The organism is Halopseudomonas pachastrellae (genome assembly GCF_900114765.1).
Classification (GTDB): domain Bacteria; phylum Pseudomonadota; class Gammaproteobacteria; order Pseudomonadales; family Pseudomonadaceae; genus Halopseudomonas; species Halopseudomonas pachastrellae.
This window is the reverse complement of sequence record NZ_FOUD01000017.1, coordinates 1-15,390: the sequence shown is the minus strand read 5'-3', so window position 1 is coordinate 15,390 and position 15,390 is coordinate 1. Positions and strand designations below refer to the sequence as shown.

Sequence of the window (15,390 nt, the reverse complement as noted above, 5' to 3'; positions counted from 1 at the left end):
CTCCAGGCTCATTGGCCCAGCTCAACGCGCAACCGCCGCCATCATTCCGTCATGTCCACACCTGCAGAATCGAAGGCCGATCTAGAGGGAATATCGGTATTGTAAAAATTTACCCGAACGCGACTTGCTCACTGACTGTGTAATTCGCGCCAGAGAATTCCAGGCCCGCTGAGGACGTTAAGTAGAGGCAATGTTTAGGCTACTTCCCCTAGGTCACCGGCACAGGCAGCCAGATCAAGAGCCAGGCTCCCTGCGGCGTGGCGGCAAACAGGGATCCGTAGCGGCGGGCTCATTTCCGCCCGCAATTTCCCAACGAAGTAACAGCGATGGCTCCAGCGATTTCTGGCTCGCACACGTTATGCTAACGTTCGTCAGTCGCCGATGATCGTAGCTATGACCATGACAACAACCAGCACGGATACAGAAGCATTTTGGGATATCGTGCTTGGACATCAGCAGCTCAGCGAACGGGAGCGGATCCAGCGAATCGAGCGCGGGATCGACGCTACCCTCGTGGGCGCGATCAGTCGGTCACTTCAACTGACCAAGCAGGAAACTGCTGATATGGCGAACACGCGTCCGGCGACACTAGCTCGTTTAGAGCGCGACGGCGGGCGACTTAATAGCGGCGGCTCTGAGCGAATTGATCGACTCTTAGTGGTTGCCCAACACGCGTTTGAGGTGCTTGAGACCCGAGACGCGGCCATCAAATGGCTTTCATCAAGCAACCTCTCTCTGGGCGGCGAGTCTCCGACATCGCATTGCCGCACTGAACTAGGTGGTCGCCAGGTTCGGCGCCTGCTAAATGCAATAGAGTGGGGAGCTCAGGCGTAACTACTTAGTTCCGACAATAAAAATCGCCATCCATAGAAAATGGTCGGCTTTGCTGACTACCATTGAAAATTATCAACCAATTAAAAAACTTGAAACTCTAATACCGCCCAGATAGTCTCTAGACCATGAGCTTTCAGGCTCATTCTAGTAGCTGGCTAGACCAGAAAACAGCAATTAAATTATTAGTAACCGAATAGAGTTGAAACGTGCAGCCCCCAACCGCTCGCGCGTTTAATCATTACGACCGGCAAAACTGCTGAGACCAACGCCGCAAAAAATATCGGCTCCTCAAATTGGGACCTGGCACCAGGCCACCCAGAACATAGCCGCACTCGCCACCACACCGATTGCGTGCCCCCAGGGGTGCGCTCGAATACCTGCGAGGACGCCGGACAGCTGGCTGGAAAAAACTGCAACCAACAACCAGCAGACAGACAAAACCAGCGAAAAAACTGCAATTGACTGCACCACTAAAAATACAGATTGGTCCGGTTCCAGCTGTGCATCCAACCACAACACGAACAGTAATGCAGCTGCAAACGCAACCTGCATGAACGCATAGAAAAAACTACTAAATGAGCTGCGCAGATCATTAGGCATGAGGCTCAACACTCCGTTGAAAAATCAGCGTCAAAACTACCATTACCTCCGAAAACTCAAAATATTCCCGTATCCTATTTATACGACTGGAGTTTCATATGCGTACAACCTATTACACACTGCAACAGGTCATCGCCCGGACGTCACTGTCATCCAGCACCATATACCGGTGGGAAAAACTCGGCATTTTTCCGCAGCGTACAAAACTGGGGCCTCGACGTGTTGCCTGGCGCAGCGATCAGATTGAGGACTGGATGGCGCCGTCCGTAGCTTAAGCTCTGAGCCCCTACCCCAGTGCCATCATGGGATAGGGGCACTTCAGTCTTTGGGAGACAAGGTGGGCGCGTATACGACGTCAACAGCAGCTTTCCGCAATTCGTAATGCAGTCTCCCGTGCTGAAAACGCTATAGGCCACACAACACAACCAGAGCTCGCGAATAATTTGCGCCGTCTCCCCCGCACTTCCCTACAGGCTCCCGAAATATGCCAACGCCAGCAATCGCCGACTCTATTCTCCCAGATCTACTTCACGCCCCACCGACTGCATTAAGCTCCACGCGTGAAGGTCTGCCGGCTCCGGCACGCTAACATCGCACTGCGCGATCAAGTCAGCCAATTTGTAGTGCGGCGTCGCACTAACCGGTTTCAGTGTTATCGCTTCAGGCGTAACAACAAGTCTTAGCACATTACCAACGGCTAGACTCGGCTGCTCAAGCACAGCGGACGGCAGGAAGATCGCCGCCCCTCTGCCCCACTTCTGAATTTTGACGTCCATACACACCTCTCATCATATCGAACATTGCAGATACTCGCCCGCAACGCCCAATAACAGCCATATGGACCGAAATGTAGCAACCGCCAAGCCGCCAAGCCGCCAAGCCGCCAAGGATTGGCTTCCGGCAGTTAAAACGGAAGAAGCGTACATAGATGCGGTGAAGCCTCCCGCCACGTGACAGTCATCATGGAAGGCTGGAAGGACCTCGGGTCTGTATCCATATTCTGATTCCGATACCAGCAGCTCCGGTGTGCCACACCAAGCATCTGGCGTAGTGCAACCCTGACTCCACACAAAACCCTCATTCACGATAGCGTCCTAGAAAGGCATTGGCGCTGCCCCCGCAAAAATGCCGACTACAATAACGAGTGACCACGATTTCTCAATGGGGGGGGAGCCCTACTATGCCTAGCGGAAAACGCGCCTGGACACCATCGGAACGTTCCACTCTGGCAGACGCATATGCACAAGGGGTCTGCGCACGCGATATCGCTACCCGCCTGAACCGCAGTTGGTCCTCGGTCAGAGGGCAGGCGCACCAGATGCAACTCAGACACGCCAACTACCTGATCGACGCCTATACCGACGCTGAAGACCAATATCTCCGAGCGCACGCTACAGCAATGACTCGCGCTGAGATAGCGGCGCATCTAGGGCGTAGCGAGGGGTCAGTCACCCAGCGGGGGCAACGGTTGGGCATCAGCTTTGTAAATTCTAGAAAGAACGCCTGTTACGACAAAAACCATAGTTTTTTTCAGACCCCCAACGCCGACAACTCCTATCTGGCCGGGCTGCTCGCTGCCGACGGCTGTATTCGCCTAGAAAGCGGCGGAAAAAAAATAAATCAGGTTAGCATTTCCCTAAAATACGAGGACCGTTATCTGCTGGAGTGGGTCCGCATGGCCACGGGCTACACCGGACCAATCCGCATCTACAAATCTGGGAGCGGCCACCTTCAGGCAGAGCTGCGCATCTCCGGCGTACCTCAGTGGATACAAGACCTCGAGCGGAACTGGAACGTCACTCCTAACAAAACCACTACTCTGAAACCTCCAGGTGCCAACCTGAACAATGCTGAAACATTAGCATTTCTAGTCGGCTTCATAGAGGGGGATGGGCACATAGGAGACGCGAACCGCACACTGGAAGTCAGCATCGTCACAGCGTCCAAGGAGATCGCAGATTGGCTAGTTATAGAGTTTGCTAGTATCAGCGGCGGCTCTCCCTCTCGTTACCTCCACGTCCGGGGCGTAGCCCACTATATAAGCCTGTATGGCTACAACGCCCGCCGCCTGTGCGAGCAGCTGCTGAGCCTGGGGGTGCATAAACTCACCCGAAAATGGACTGTGGCGGAGGCCGAGATCGACAGAATGCGACACCGTGATCTCCTCAAGAAGCCAAGTGCACGCAAAAATCGTTAGCGGATATATCAAGCCTGTCTCCCTGACTGTAGTTGTCCGCAGCATATAGAACGTGTCGCCGCCCCTCAATTCGCGCTCTGCAAGAAAGTCAGCTAAAGCCAGCCCGGAATCGAATCCGCCGCCCCGTTCAACACCCGCTGGAGATGGGGTCCGCCCCTATGCACGCGGCAAAACACTATAGATCACACTGAGTATGTGAGCCCGCGTCTGGCTCATTTCATCCCAACACCCGCCGCGGTCGCGGCCACTATAAAGCCAACACCGGAGAACATCGCGATGGCCGGCATACAAGTTCGCTGCCAATCGAGCACCAGAAACACCAAGCACACTGGGAAAAACAGCACACAACCAATACCCCATAGAATGCTTTGAGCAAAGGCCAACACATAGAACCAAATAAAACCAATCACGAACAGCGTGATGCCGATATAGAACAAATACTCCATAAATCCCCTATAAATCCTTTTCAAACCGTAAAATTACCAGAACAACAGGCGCATCACTCGATTTCATCTAGGTGCTCAGTCGCCCAATAGCGCAGGGCTAGCGAGGTCGAAGGGTGAGATGATAGAGCACGGATAAATCGGTGCACCTTCTCAATGGTTTTGGCAGGTTTGGCACGCGCCAATACGTCCGCAGGCGTTGTAAAGTAGGGACAACTCTCAATCCGTGTTTGGATCTTATTGCCGGCAGCAGTCCAGATGATGCTAGCCGCGTACGCCGGGCTCCAGATGCTTCTGCGAGTTTCTGGCTCGATAGTATCGGCGAAGATATTCTCCACGTAGCGCGAAGCCATACGGATTTTGTTACCGCCGGTAATGCTGCTTTTGAGCAACTCCGCCTCTACCAACACAGGCGGGCGCTCATGCGTATCCGGTACCGGGGCGCCCACTGCTCCCTTGGCTTGTAACACGGCCCTGGCTCAAACTGCGGCTCTGCAGCAAGAGGGGCGCTCTCAGCGCTGACTTTGCGTCAGGCGCCGAACCTCGGCCAGAATGGCGGGCTTTGTCCCCATAAACATTAGCTTCGCGCCAAAATTATTCTGTCCCAGCGGCTTTTAGCCCCGCCATCTCACGAGCCCGTATACCCAGATCCTGCCAATTTTCCGGATGGCAACTGAACAACAAAATTTGATGCCGTTGAGCAGCATCAAATAGAACGCGCTTCATCTGAGCTAATCGCTGCGTATCGCTATGCACCAATGCGTCGTCAAGAATGATCAGCGTGGGTTTCCCCGCTTCCTGCAACATGTCGGCGTAGGCCAAACGGCTGATTAACCCCATTTGCTCCCTTGCCCCAAAGCTCAGGGCCCCCAACGCTTCATGAAATGCTTCGCCGCGGGAGCCACGTGCTAGCTGAACAGGTTTCAGGTGTTCATCGACAACCAGCGAGGCCTGTGGAAACAGTAGCTGCAGGTAGTGATTCAGGTGTTTCTGCAGCGGTGCCTGCAAGCGCTGAGTTAACTCTTGGCGCTTTTCCTGAAGCAAGCGTTGCAGCAATGAAAGCGCATCCGCTCTGCGCTCGAGTTCATCCAGTCGCCCCCGAGCGGCTTGCAGCGTGGTTTGGACTTCGGCGCTCTGCTCTTCAAGCCCCTCAGCCCCCATCACTTCAAGACGCACCCTGAGATCCTGAATTTCCCTATCGCGCTGACGGCTGGCGTGTTCCGCGGCGTCTGCACTCGACTCCAGCCGCTTGATATCCTGCTCCAAAATATCCGGACGGGCTGCGTGAATTTCCTGGCTACGCTGTTCCAGCGACTGCTCCAGACGCCGCTGCTCAAGTTTCAACATACCCAATTGCTGAAGCAGTTGTTCTTCTCGAGCCCTGGTTGCGGGGTCATCCACCTCGCGTTGTAGACGCTCACACTCGCCGCTGAGGTGTTGTACCTGCTGCGCAAGTAGTGCAACCTCACGGCGCTGATCGACCAAGGCTGACTCGAGACTGCTCAACCGTTCTGTCGCAACGCTCAGCTGCTCCTGCGCCAAGTCGACAGTGGTGACGCTGTCACTTGCAGAGGGCATCTGGTCAAGCTGGTTTTGCGCGTGCTCTGCACGCTCCCGCAGGGATTGCACTGTTTGCGCCAATGCGTCGATGCCATCGGGTGCCAGCTGTGCAATAGCCTTCTGCAGACTACCGATTTCGCCCTCTAGCCTCTGCGCCAGCACCGCGTTGCCTTCAGCCTGCTGAAGATCGGCGGCTCCGAGCCGGTCCAGCAGGGCAAGGCGCTCCTGCTCGTATTGCCGCTGACGCTCAGCAGTAACCGCGAGGTTGGTGCCGCCCGGGTAAATTTCCAGCCGACCAACGCCTTCAATTTCCAATATGCCCGGAACAGACAAAAGCTGCTCCGACGCGCCCTCGATAGCTACGCCGTTAAGTTTCGCAACCTGTCCATCATGGAATTGATAGCGCAGCCTGGTAGCCGCTGTTTGCTGCAGAATCTGTAATCGATCCAGTTCTTGCGCTACCACCTTTAACTGCTTCAGCGCGGCCGGCTCAACAACCAGGGCTGCCAGCTGCGCGCGTTGCTGCGCCAAGCTCGCGGCCTCGGACTTCGCCTGCTCCAGCTTTTGCTCGGCATCATGCAAGGCGCTCTTGAGCAGCTGCAGGGCAGATTGCCGTTCACACCGCTGTTCTTGCAGTCGGGCCAGTCTAAGCTGCTCCCCCGCCGCCTGGCTTTGACTTTGCGCTTGTTGCAAACGCTGCAACAGAGAAGGCTCAAGGGCCTGTTTGTCTGCCAGCGAGTGAGTGGCACCACTCAACTCACGCTGGCGCTCGGCAAGCAGCGCCTGGCGCTGCGAACCCTGCTGCAGGCTTTCACTATATAGTCGCTGGCTCTCTTGATTCTGCTGCAACTCACGGTGTTCTCGAGCCTGTTCGCTCTGCATCGCCTTGATTGCCTCAAGCTGCTGCATTGCCGCCTTGGCATCGGCCCTGAAGGCCAACCAAGGTTTACTGTCATCCTGCTTTTGAGCAATCAGGAGGTCCCCTAGACGATCAACCTGCAAGCGGTAGCTATCAACTTTGTCTAGTAGCTCAGCATGATGGCTTTCCAGCTCCGCAACATGCTTGATCGCCTTGGCTAGCTCACCGGTTGGCTTGTCGGTGGACGCGGTCCTGAGCTTGCTACGCTCCTCCCGCACTCGCTCAAAAACGGCATCGCCGACGGAGCTGGTAAGCTCGCTTACGTTGCCGCCAAGAGCCGCCTGCAAATGCGCCTCGGCACTGTCTACCGCGTCGTTGATCTCCTGCCCCTGCCCCTGCTCTACCCACAAGAGGCCTGGAATTCCCCAATGCTTAGGCTTGCTGGCACCGCTGCCTGCGAATTCGTAGCCCAACAGAGTACTGAGCTGGTCTTCTGCTTCCTCACCACTGCAAGATCGACCTCCGATCTGCAGGTCGCATCGCTTTTGCCGCAGAAAGCGTTTGTTGAGTTTCCAATACTCGCCCTGCCACTCAAATTCGATCGCCACTTCAGGCGCTGCCGAGGAGTCCCCCCAGGGTCTCAGATCCTCAACACTGCTGGACTTATATCGTTCGAAAAACGCGGCTCGAATTGCGCGTACCAAGGTGCTTTTGCCAGACTCATTAGGGCCGACGAACAGGTTGATGCCCGGTCCGAGGTCACGGATTTCAAGCGGCTGGCGAAACTGCCGCAACTGCTCAACACGTATGGATTGAACCTTCATGCCTGCACCTCCGCGTCCTTGCTCAGCAAGCTGGTCAGCAGCACGAGGGCATCCTTGGCGACTGGGGAATCACCCTCGCGGTCGCGTAGCTCGGCAATAACGTCGCCCAGGTAACCGTCTGCGCTCAACGCGGCTATATCTTCGTCTGTGGGCTCAAGACGCAAGTCTTTAACATCACAGTCGACGCTACGACAGCGAGCCTGCGCAACCGCGAGCGCACGCTGCAAACGAGCCTGACCGGCGAGATCGGTTTGCCCTGAAACTTTCAGACTGAGCACTGAATTGGGCTCCAGCTCTTGAAGCCGTTCGATCAGCACATCCAAGTCGCTGGCAACTTCGAGCTGAGCACTCCATTGGAGCCAGATAAACTGCCCTACATGCCTTGTAGACAGCACCGGAGGCTCGCCCAAGGCCGGCAAGTCAACCAACACAACCTGACCAGCCCCATTGTCCTTGAAGCGATCAGGCTCCGGAGTGCCACTGTAAACCGTGCGCTGGTCGACCTGCTTGAATCCATGCCAGTCGCCCAGAGCCAAATAATCAAGATGCGCGGTTGCCGCGCGGTCAGCAGCAATCGGGTTGTGGGAATCGACATCCTCATGCAGCAAGCCCTGCACGCTGCCATGGGCCAACCCGACTCGTAGAAGCCCTGCTGGGGTCTGCGCGCTGTCAAACCAGGCAGTCAGGTCATCGTATGTCTGACGCTGGGTCAATGGCGCGCCCAAAACAGCAATGCCTTGTTCTTCCAGCACCAGCACACCCGGCTCTTTGATTACATGAACATTGGCTGGGATGGCACCGATGCGCTCGGCACGATCCCAGACGCTTTCAGCCAAAGCTGCATCATGATTTCCGGGCAACATAATCCAAGGGCCGGCAAAGACGGATGTAGCATTGAACAAACGCCGAATGGTCAGTTCGCTGACGCCCTGCGCATCAAATACATCCCCAGCCACAAGCACCGCATCAACATTCTCAGCCGCCGCCAGTGCTGCAATTTTTTCAACCGTGGAGGTCCGCGCTGCCGCCAATACCACAGCGTCTTCCACCTCGAATCTGCTGTACTGCCGACCGATCTGCCAATCAGCGGTGTGTAATATCCTCGACATGGGCCGCTTCTTCTCCTTGCTGCGGGTGGCGCCAGCCGAGCGAAACCCCGCTGGCTATCTGGCCAAGCATGAACCCTATGCAACAACCGTCTGGACGTCCAGATTGGCTATTCGTACAGGTAAAGTTTTGGGGCAGGAGTTGCCGCTTGCCGCACGGAGCCCTGCCAAAGCAGGGCTCTACCGCGCCCGCTTCAAGCTGCGCCCATACATCATCAGATATTTATCCAAATCCGACTCTGTGACGTCTAGGCGTTCGGCGAGCTGCACAACAAAGGACTTCAGACGCTCAATATCGCTCCAATTTGAAGGAACTCTCTTGGCCTTCTGAACACGACACAAGTGATTCATGGCGCGGAAGTTGTGCTGATCGATAATCGGAACCTGTTCTGGATGGGTCAGGTGAGTCAGGTACGCACACGTAATGTAACGTTTCTTCTCCAGCGCTCCCCACCACCACTTAAAACAACTCTCTGCCGTACGCTCGCAGTCGAGTGAACTCGCCCAATCGCAATAACGTGGCCACAGTTGGCCGGCGACTGCTGTCAATGCTTGCTGCTTGGCAGGGAAGTTGTCCTTACCCCAGTGGCCCCACTTCCACATTAAGGCTGCACGCATTTCGACATCGGCGTTTAACGCTGAGAAGGTTTTCTTGAACCGCTCGTAGTCTGCCGCGGGGTATTTGTCATAGCTATAGAGCGAAAGGTACTCGCCATAGCCACCATTCACCTCATCTAACACCTGTCCCCAATCGCTAATGCCTATAGCCTTGCTCATGCCACCTTTCCTTGTTGAATTATCTGTAGAGCACCAACTCTCTGGTACCTATGCCTGAACTAGGGATGGTCTGAAGTAGCCATGTATTTCCCCGGCATACCACCTAGCGCAACTTTTAAACTCGCCAAATGATCAAAAAACAATCAATTCGACGAGTATTTCTTACGTTTTCGCCACCCGGACCCCACTCCGGTGGCCATTTCCCGCATTACAGGCGCACCTCTCCTGCATTCGTCAGTAAATGTCGGCGCGCCATCCACAGGTTCGACAGAGCGAACAGCGTCATCAGTTGCGCCGTGTTCTTCGCCAGACCACGGAAGCGCACCTTCACATAACCGAACTGGCGCTTGATCACCCGGAACGGATGCTCGACCTTGGCTCGTACCTGAGCCTTGGCCTTCTCAATCTTGCGCTTGGCTTTGTACAGCACGCTGCGCTTATCGAGTTTTTTGTAGGTGCTGCGGCGTGCCGCCACCTGCCAGATAACTTCACGTCCTTCATGCTCGGGCCGCTTTTCGACACCGGTGTAGCCTGCATCGGCGCAGACCACGTTTTCGTCGCCATGCAGCAATTTGTCCACCTGGGTGACATCCGCCACATTGGCCGCCGTGCCCACTACGCTGTGCACCAGACCCGATTCGTCATCGGCGCCGATGTGGGCCTTCATGCCAAAATAATACTGGTTTCCCTTCTTGGTCTGGTGCATTTCCGGGTCGCGCTTGCCGTCCTTGTTCTTGGTCGAACTGGGCGCATTGATCAGCGTTGCATCGACGATGGTGCCCTGGCGCAGCGACAGGCCGCGGTCGCCCAGATAGCCATTGATGACAGCGAGGATGCCGGCCGCCAGCTCGTGTTTCTCCAGCAAGCGGCGGAAGTTGAGAATGGTGGTTTCGTCGGGGATGCGCTCCAGGTTCAGCCCGGCAAACTGGCGCAGGATCGTGGTCTCGTACAGCGCCTCTTCCATCGCTGGATCGCTGTAACCGAACCAGTTTTGCATCAGGTGCACGCGCAGCATCGCCATCAGCGGATAGGCCGGACGACCGCCTTCACCCTTCGGATAATGTGGCTCGATCAAAGCAATCAAGCCCTTCCACGGCACCACCCGATCCATCTCGATCAGGAACAACTCTTTGCGGGTTTGTTTGCGCTTACCGGCGTACTCGGCGTCGGCGAAGGTCATCTGCTTCATCGGGAAACTCGGTGGGTGGAATCCGGGTATTTTGCCAAAATCTGGAAGTCTTCTTCAGAGTTTCCCTAGCATTAAGCTGGGCGCGACAACAGACGTCTAGTTGGGCGGCACCTGAAGGTTTCGACCAGCCACATAACGGCCTAGGTCAATCGACGGGCAAGAATAGAATGTCTCCTATAGTCCGCTAGTGTGCGCTCTCTTGCTTGGATGGCATTACGTTCTGGCCCAACGTTACTGTAGCGAATCCGCAGCAGTATCAATCAAAGCCTCCTGTATCCCGCGTGAAGAAAGACGCTACGTTGCGCCCGTTCTTCCACGGCTTCGCTTGCCGCCCCGCTACGGCAGATTCGAAGTATTCATCGAAATGTCATCCTTTAGAAGCAGTGCGGTAACAAGGAATTTCTACCCTTTGCATCGCGAACCGCAATTGTGCGGCCAGCAATATTGCGAAAGGTGATCAAATGAAGCCCCATCCGATACAGGACGCCGTGCTGCGGGTCGACCGGTTGAGCGTCGTCTATCCAGGCGGCGTGACAGCCCTACGCGATACCTCGATTGCATTTCGGCGTGGTGAGTTCACCGTGCTGCTTGGTCTCTCGGGCGCAGGCAAGTCGACCTTGCTCCGTAGTCTCAATCGACTCGTCACGCCCACTGGCGGCAGTGTCACCAGCGAACTCGGTGAACTCGGCAGCGGCTCGGCCTTGCGTCAGCATCGTCGGCGTACCGCCATGATCTTTCAGCACCACCAGCTAATCGAACGTCAAAGCGCACTGGCTAATGTGCTTACCGGTCGGCTGGCCTTTCACAACACGCTCCGCTCGCTGTTTCCTCTGCCGCGTGCCGATCAAGAGATTGCGCTCAGTTGCCTCGCTCGGGTCGGTCTGGCAGACAAGGCGCTAAGCCGGGTGGACAAACTGTCCGGTGGCCAGCAGCAGCGGGTAGGCATCGCGCGTGCGCTAGCGCAACAGCCGGCGATCATTCTGGCCGATGAGCCGGTAGCCAGTCTCGACCCGGCCACTTCGGTCCGTGTTCTCGGATTGCTGCGCGACATCTGCAAGGAAGACGGCATCACCGCCATCGTTTCGCTGCATCAACTCGAATATGCCCGCCGCTTCGCCGATCGCGTCGTCGGGCTGGCCGATTCTCAGATCGTTTTCGATGCCGCGCCCTCGGAACTCACCGATGCGCAGCTTGAGCGCATCTATGCAGGCCGCTCTACGACTCAGCCAGCGAATGCTCCGGCTGAACCACCTGTCATGCTCGAACCTTCACTGGAGATGTCCCGATGAAACGCTTATCCGCGCTCTTATTGACTTGCTTGCTGTCCGCTGTTTCAAGTTTGTCCGCCCTAGCGGCCGATGCCGATCCGGATGTGCTAAAGGTTGCCCTGCTGCCGGACGAAAACGCCTCCGAGCTGATCAAGCGTAACCAGCCGCTGAAGGATTATCTGGAAGAGCATCTGGACAAGAAGGTGCAGCTGATCGTAACCACCGACTATTCCTCGATGATTGAGGCGATGCGCTTTGGCCGTATCGACCTGGCGTATTTCGGTCCGCTGTCCTACGTCATGGCCAAAAGCAAAAGCGACATCGAGCCCTTCGCTGCCATGGTCATCGACGGCAAGCCGACCTATCGCTCGGTGATTATCGCCAATGTGGCGTCAGGCGTGAATGAGTATGCCGACCTTAAGGGCAAGAAGATGGCCTATGGTGACCGGGCATCGACGTCCAGCCATTTGATTCCCAAAACCGTGCTTCTTGAGACGGCCGATTTGACGGGTGGGCAGGACTACGAACAACATTTTGTGGGCACGCATGACGCCGTTGCCGTCAACGTGGCGAACGGCAACGCCGATGCGGGTGGGCTGTCGGAGGTAATTTTCAATCACGCAGTCGAACGTGGCCTAATCGATCCGAGCAAGGTGAAAGTACTTGGTTACAGCGGCGAATACCCCCAGTACCCCTGGGCGATGCGCTCGAACCTGAGCCCCGAGCTGAAAACCAAGGTGCGGGATGTATTCGTCGGTATCGACGATCCCGAAGTGCTGCGCAACTTCAAGGCCGAGGCCTTCGCGCCAATCACCGACGCCGACTACGATGTGATCCGCAACATGGGATCGCTGCTCGGCCTCGACTTCGCCACGATGTGAGCACCGATATGTCTACTCATTACGACGTGCAGGCGCTGCCTGCAGAGCAACGCGAGCACATCCTTCGAGGCTTCGGCCTCGGTTGGTGGCGCCAGCTGGGGCAGGTGGCGATTGTATTCGGAGTGGTGCTGTTGGCCTGCTGGTACGTGGGGCTGCTCGATGCCACCACGCTGCTGAACGGGCTGCCCTCCATCGCGACCCTGGCAGGCGAGGCCATGCCGCCAGACTTTTCGGGCTATCGAAGCTGGATTCGCCCCTTGATCGACACCTTGGCGATGAGCATCGCCGGTACGGCCATCGCAGTGGTGTTCTCGCTGGTGGTGGCCTTCGTTGCAGCGCGCAATACGGCGCCGCACCCCCTTGTGTTCGGTGTTGCCCGGGTGCTGCTCAATGCCCTGCGGTCGGTGCCGGAGCTGATCATGGGCATCATCTTCGTTGCAGCCGTAGGGTTCGGCGCCTTGCCGGGCGTGCTTGCCCTGGGTCTGCATTCGGTCGGCATGGTCGGCAAGTTCTTCGCCGAGGCCATCGAGCACGTCGACGAAGCGCCGGTGGAAGCCGCTCGGGCGGCGGGGGCTACGCCGATGCAAGTGCTGCTGCACGCGGTTTTGCCACAGGTGACGCCGCAGTTCGCCGACGTGGCGATCTACCGCTGGGAATACAACTTTCGCGCCTCCACCGTGATGGGCATGGTTGGCGCCGGCGGTATCGGCTTCGAACTCATGGGCTCGCTGCGCATCATGCAGTACCAGGAGGTTGCAGCAATCCTGCTGGTCATCCTGGCCATGGTCACGCTAGTAGACGCCTTCAGTGGCGTGCTGCGCAAACGTTTCAAATAGGACAAACCATGCTGCCGAAACTCGTTATAACTCACCGAGTACACGATGAGATCCTGCAACTGCTGGCGCCACATTGCGAGCTGATGACCAACCAGACCGACAGCACGCTGCCGCGCGAGGAAATTCTGCGCCGCTGCCGCGATGCTCAGGCGATGATGGCGTTCATGCCCGATCGGGTCGATGCAGACTTTCTTCAAGCCTGCCCTGAGCTGCGTGTAGTCGGCTGCGCGCTCAAGGGCTTCGACAATTTCGATGTGGACGCCTGTACTGCCCGCGGGGTCTGGCTGACCTTCGTGCCTGATCTGTTGACGGTCCCGACTGCCGAGCTGGCGATCGGACTGGCGGTGGGGCTGGGGCGGCATCTGCGGGCAGCAGATGCGTTCGTCCGCTCTGGCGAGTTCCAGGGCTGGCAACCACAGTTCTACGGCACGGGGCTGGATAACGCTACGGTCGGCATCCTTGGCATGGGCGCCATCGGACTGGCCATGGCTGATCGCTTGCAGGGATGGGGCGCGACCCTGCAGTACCACGAGGCGAAGGCTCTGGATACACAAACCGAGCAACGGCTCGGCCTGCGCCGGGTGGCGTGCAGCGAACTCTTCGCCAGCTCGGACTTCATCCTGCTGGCGCTTCCCTTGAATGCCGATACCCAGCATCTGGTCAACGCCGAGCTGCTTGCCCTCGTACGGCCGGGCGCTCTGCTTGTAAACCCCTGTCGTGGTTCGGTAGTGGATGAAGCCGCCGTGCTCGCGGCGCTTGAGCGAGGCCAGCTCGGCGGGTATGCGGCGGATGTATTCGAAATGGAAGACTGGGCTCGCGCGGACCGGCCGCGGCTGATCGATCCTGCGCTGCTCGCGCATCCGAATACGCTGTTCACTCCGCACATAGGGTCGGCAGTGCGCGCGGTGCGCCTGGAGATTGAACGTTGTGCAGCGCAGAACATCATCCAGGTATTGGCAGGTGCGCGCCCAATCAACGCTGCGAACCGTCTGCCCAAGGCCGAGCCTGCCGCATGTTGAATCCGGTCTGGCTGAAGAGCCTGGTAGCGATCGTTCAAACAGGCAGTTTTCAGAGCGCGGCGAGGGCGTTGGGGCTGGCCCAGCCGACGGTGTCGCAGCACTTGCAGAAGCTTGAAGAGCAGGTCGGCGTAACGCTGGTGCAGCGCAGTCGTAGCGGCTGCCAGCCTACCACACGGGCGCTGGCCTTCATGCCGCATGCGACCGCCTTGCTCGACATGCACGCCCGGGCGCTAGAAGCCCTGCATGGCAATCGTGAGCGCGTCGGGGCCAGCTCCAACATCGGCACCTACCTTCTCCAGCCATTCGTGCGCAACTATCTGACGACCGCAAATGAGAGGGGCGAGGTGGATCTGCGCATCGCCGCCAACCCGGATGTGGCCGACCAGCTACTGGCGGGCCAGCTCGACGCCGCGATCATGGAATGGTGGCTACCTCACCCCGACTTCGAACACCGCCTCTGGCGGGTCGAGCCGCTGGTGCTTATCGTCAGCCCCGACCATGCGCTGGCTGAAGCAGGGTGCATAGAACGTGATCGTCTGGTGGACCTGCCGATGCTGGGAGGTGAACCGGGTAGCGGTACCGGACGGCTTCTGACCGAATACTTTGGCGAACTGGGCGTGCCTCGCAGCGGTATGCAGCTAGGCAGCACCGAGGCAGTCAAACAAGCAGTGAGGGCGGGACTCGGCGTGTCGTTGGTGATGGCTTCCGCAGTACAAGACGAAGTTCGCAGTGGCGCGCTGGTAGCTCTTCCCATCCCGGGGCTTGAAAAGCGTCTCCAACTGATCTGGCGCAAACCTCCCGGAAATCTGCACCCGCCGGGATTTGTGCGGCACTTATTGGAGGAGGCAGATCTAGCTGGATAAGGTGATGGATGGTTGCGATCCAGCGCTTGGCTTGTCAGCCTAGGGAAACTCTGAAAAAGACTTTCTGATTTGGCAAAATACCGCGACCCCACCCACCGAGTTTCCCGATGAAGCAGATGACCTTCGCCGACGCC

The 15,390-nt window shown here is 57.4% G+C and carries 15 protein-coding genes; 8 read left to right on the top strand and 7 right to left on the bottom strand.

Annotation, left to right across the window (positions count from 1 at the left end):
* Positions 1-393 precede the first annotated feature (393 nt).
* Positions 394-834, top strand: coding sequence for an Xre family toxin-antitoxin system antitoxin (locus BM116_RS13535; protein WP_235846764.1), 441 nt, complete (start codon positions 394-396; stop codon positions 832-834).
* Positions 835-1,122: 288 nt separating this feature from the next.
* Here the strand turns inward: BM116_RS13535 and BM116_RS13530 are convergent, their stop codons facing one another.
* Positions 1,123-1,434: a hypothetical protein gene (locus BM116_RS13530; protein ID WP_083728766.1), complete on the bottom strand. Its 312-nt coding sequence runs from the start codon at positions 1,432-1,434 to the stop codon at positions 1,123-1,125.
* A gap of 98 nt (positions 1,435-1,532) precedes the next feature.
* On the opposite strand from BM116_RS13530, the gene BM116_RS19330 reads away from it, so the two are divergent.
* Both BM116_RS19330 and BM116_RS13515 read left to right on the top strand, forming a co-directional pair.
* Entirely contained in the window at positions 1,533-1,709 is a 177-nt protein-coding gene (locus BM116_RS19330; protein WP_083728764.1) for a helix-turn-helix transcriptional regulator, read from the top strand.
* A gap of 1,043 nt (positions 1,710-2,752) precedes the next feature.
* Complete coding sequence (locus tag BM116_RS13515; protein ID WP_083728760.1) at positions 2,753-3,631, top strand: LAGLIDADG family homing endonuclease; 879 nt, start codon at positions 2,753-2,755, stop codon at positions 3,629-3,631.
* A gap of 212 nt (positions 3,632-3,843) precedes the next feature.
* Here the strand turns inward: BM116_RS13515 and BM116_RS13510 are convergent, their stop codons facing one another.
* The 6 genes from BM116_RS13510 to BM116_RS13485 all read right to left on the bottom strand — a co-directional run bounded on the left by BM116_RS13510 (position 3,844) and on the right by BM116_RS13485 (position 10,389).
* Complete coding sequence (locus BM116_RS13510; protein WP_083728758.1) at positions 3,844-4,077, bottom strand: hypothetical protein; 234 nt, start codon at positions 4,075-4,077, stop codon at positions 3,844-3,846.
* Positions 4,078-4,130: 53 nt separating this feature from the next.
* The gene (locus BM116_RS13505; RefSeq protein ID WP_139057020.1) at positions 4,131-4,544 is read right to left on the bottom strand and encodes a hypothetical protein; all 414 of its coding nucleotides are present in this window, start codon (positions 4,542-4,544) and stop codon (positions 4,131-4,133) included.
* Between the two features lie 124 nt (positions 4,545-4,668).
* A complete protein-coding gene (locus BM116_RS13500; RefSeq protein ID WP_083728754.1) occupies positions 4,669-7,317 on the bottom strand; it encodes an AAA family ATPase in 2,649 nt (882 codons plus the stop codon).
* A complete protein-coding gene (locus tag BM116_RS13495) occupies positions 7,314-8,426 on the bottom strand; it encodes a metallophosphoesterase (protein WP_083728752.1) in 1,113 nt (370 codons plus the stop codon). The genes BM116_RS13500 and BM116_RS13495 overlap by 4 nt, the downstream gene beginning before the upstream one ends.
* A gap of 177 nt (positions 8,427-8,603) precedes the next feature.
* Positions 8,604-9,200, bottom strand: coding sequence for a hypothetical protein (locus BM116_RS13490; RefSeq protein ID WP_083728750.1), 597 nt, complete (start codon positions 9,198-9,200; stop codon positions 8,604-8,606).
* A 208-nt stretch (positions 9,201-9,408) separates the two neighbouring features.
* A complete protein-coding gene (locus tag BM116_RS13485; RefSeq protein ID WP_090475210.1) occupies positions 9,409-10,389 on the bottom strand; it encodes an IS5-like element IS1384 family transposase in 981 nt (326 codons plus the stop codon).
* A gap of 461 nt (positions 10,390-10,850) precedes the next feature.
* Here BM116_RS13485 and phnC point away from each other — a divergent pair, with 461 nt between their 5' ends.
* The 5 genes from phnC to BM116_RS13460 are packed head-to-tail and all read left to right on the top strand — an operon-like array spanning position 10,851 to position 15,256.
* Positions 10,851-11,678: a phosphonate ABC transporter ATP-binding protein gene (gene phnC / locus BM116_RS13480; protein ID WP_083728748.1), complete on the top strand. Its 828-nt coding sequence runs from the start codon at positions 10,851-10,853 to the stop codon at positions 11,676-11,678.
* Positions 11,675-12,538 (top strand): phosphate/phosphite/phosphonate ABC transporter substrate-binding protein, encoded by an 864-nt coding sequence (phnD, locus tag BM116_RS13475; protein WP_083728746.1) that lies wholly within the window; start codon positions 11,675-11,677, stop codon positions 12,536-12,538. Before phnC ends, phnD begins: the two co-directional genes overlap by 4 nt.
* A gap of 8 nt (positions 12,539-12,546) precedes the next feature.
* Positions 12,547-13,374: a phosphonate ABC transporter, permease protein PhnE gene (gene phnE, locus BM116_RS13470; RefSeq protein ID WP_010466252.1), complete on the top strand. Its 828-nt coding sequence runs from the start codon at positions 12,547-12,549 to the stop codon at positions 13,372-13,374.
* 8 nt (positions 13,375-13,382) lie between these two features.
* Positions 13,383-14,393 carry a phosphonate dehydrogenase PtxD gene (gene ptxD / locus BM116_RS13465; RefSeq protein ID WP_063142062.1) on the top strand — a complete coding sequence of 337 codons (1,011 nt, stop codon included), beginning with the start codon at positions 13,383-13,385 and terminating at the stop codon, positions 14,391-14,393.
* Positions 14,387-15,256 (top strand): LysR family transcriptional regulator, encoded by an 870-nt coding sequence (locus BM116_RS13460; RefSeq protein WP_010466239.1) that lies wholly within the window; start codon positions 14,387-14,389, stop codon positions 15,254-15,256. Before ptxD ends, BM116_RS13460 begins: the two co-directional genes overlap by 7 nt.
* Positions 15,257-15,390 lie beyond the last annotated feature (134 nt).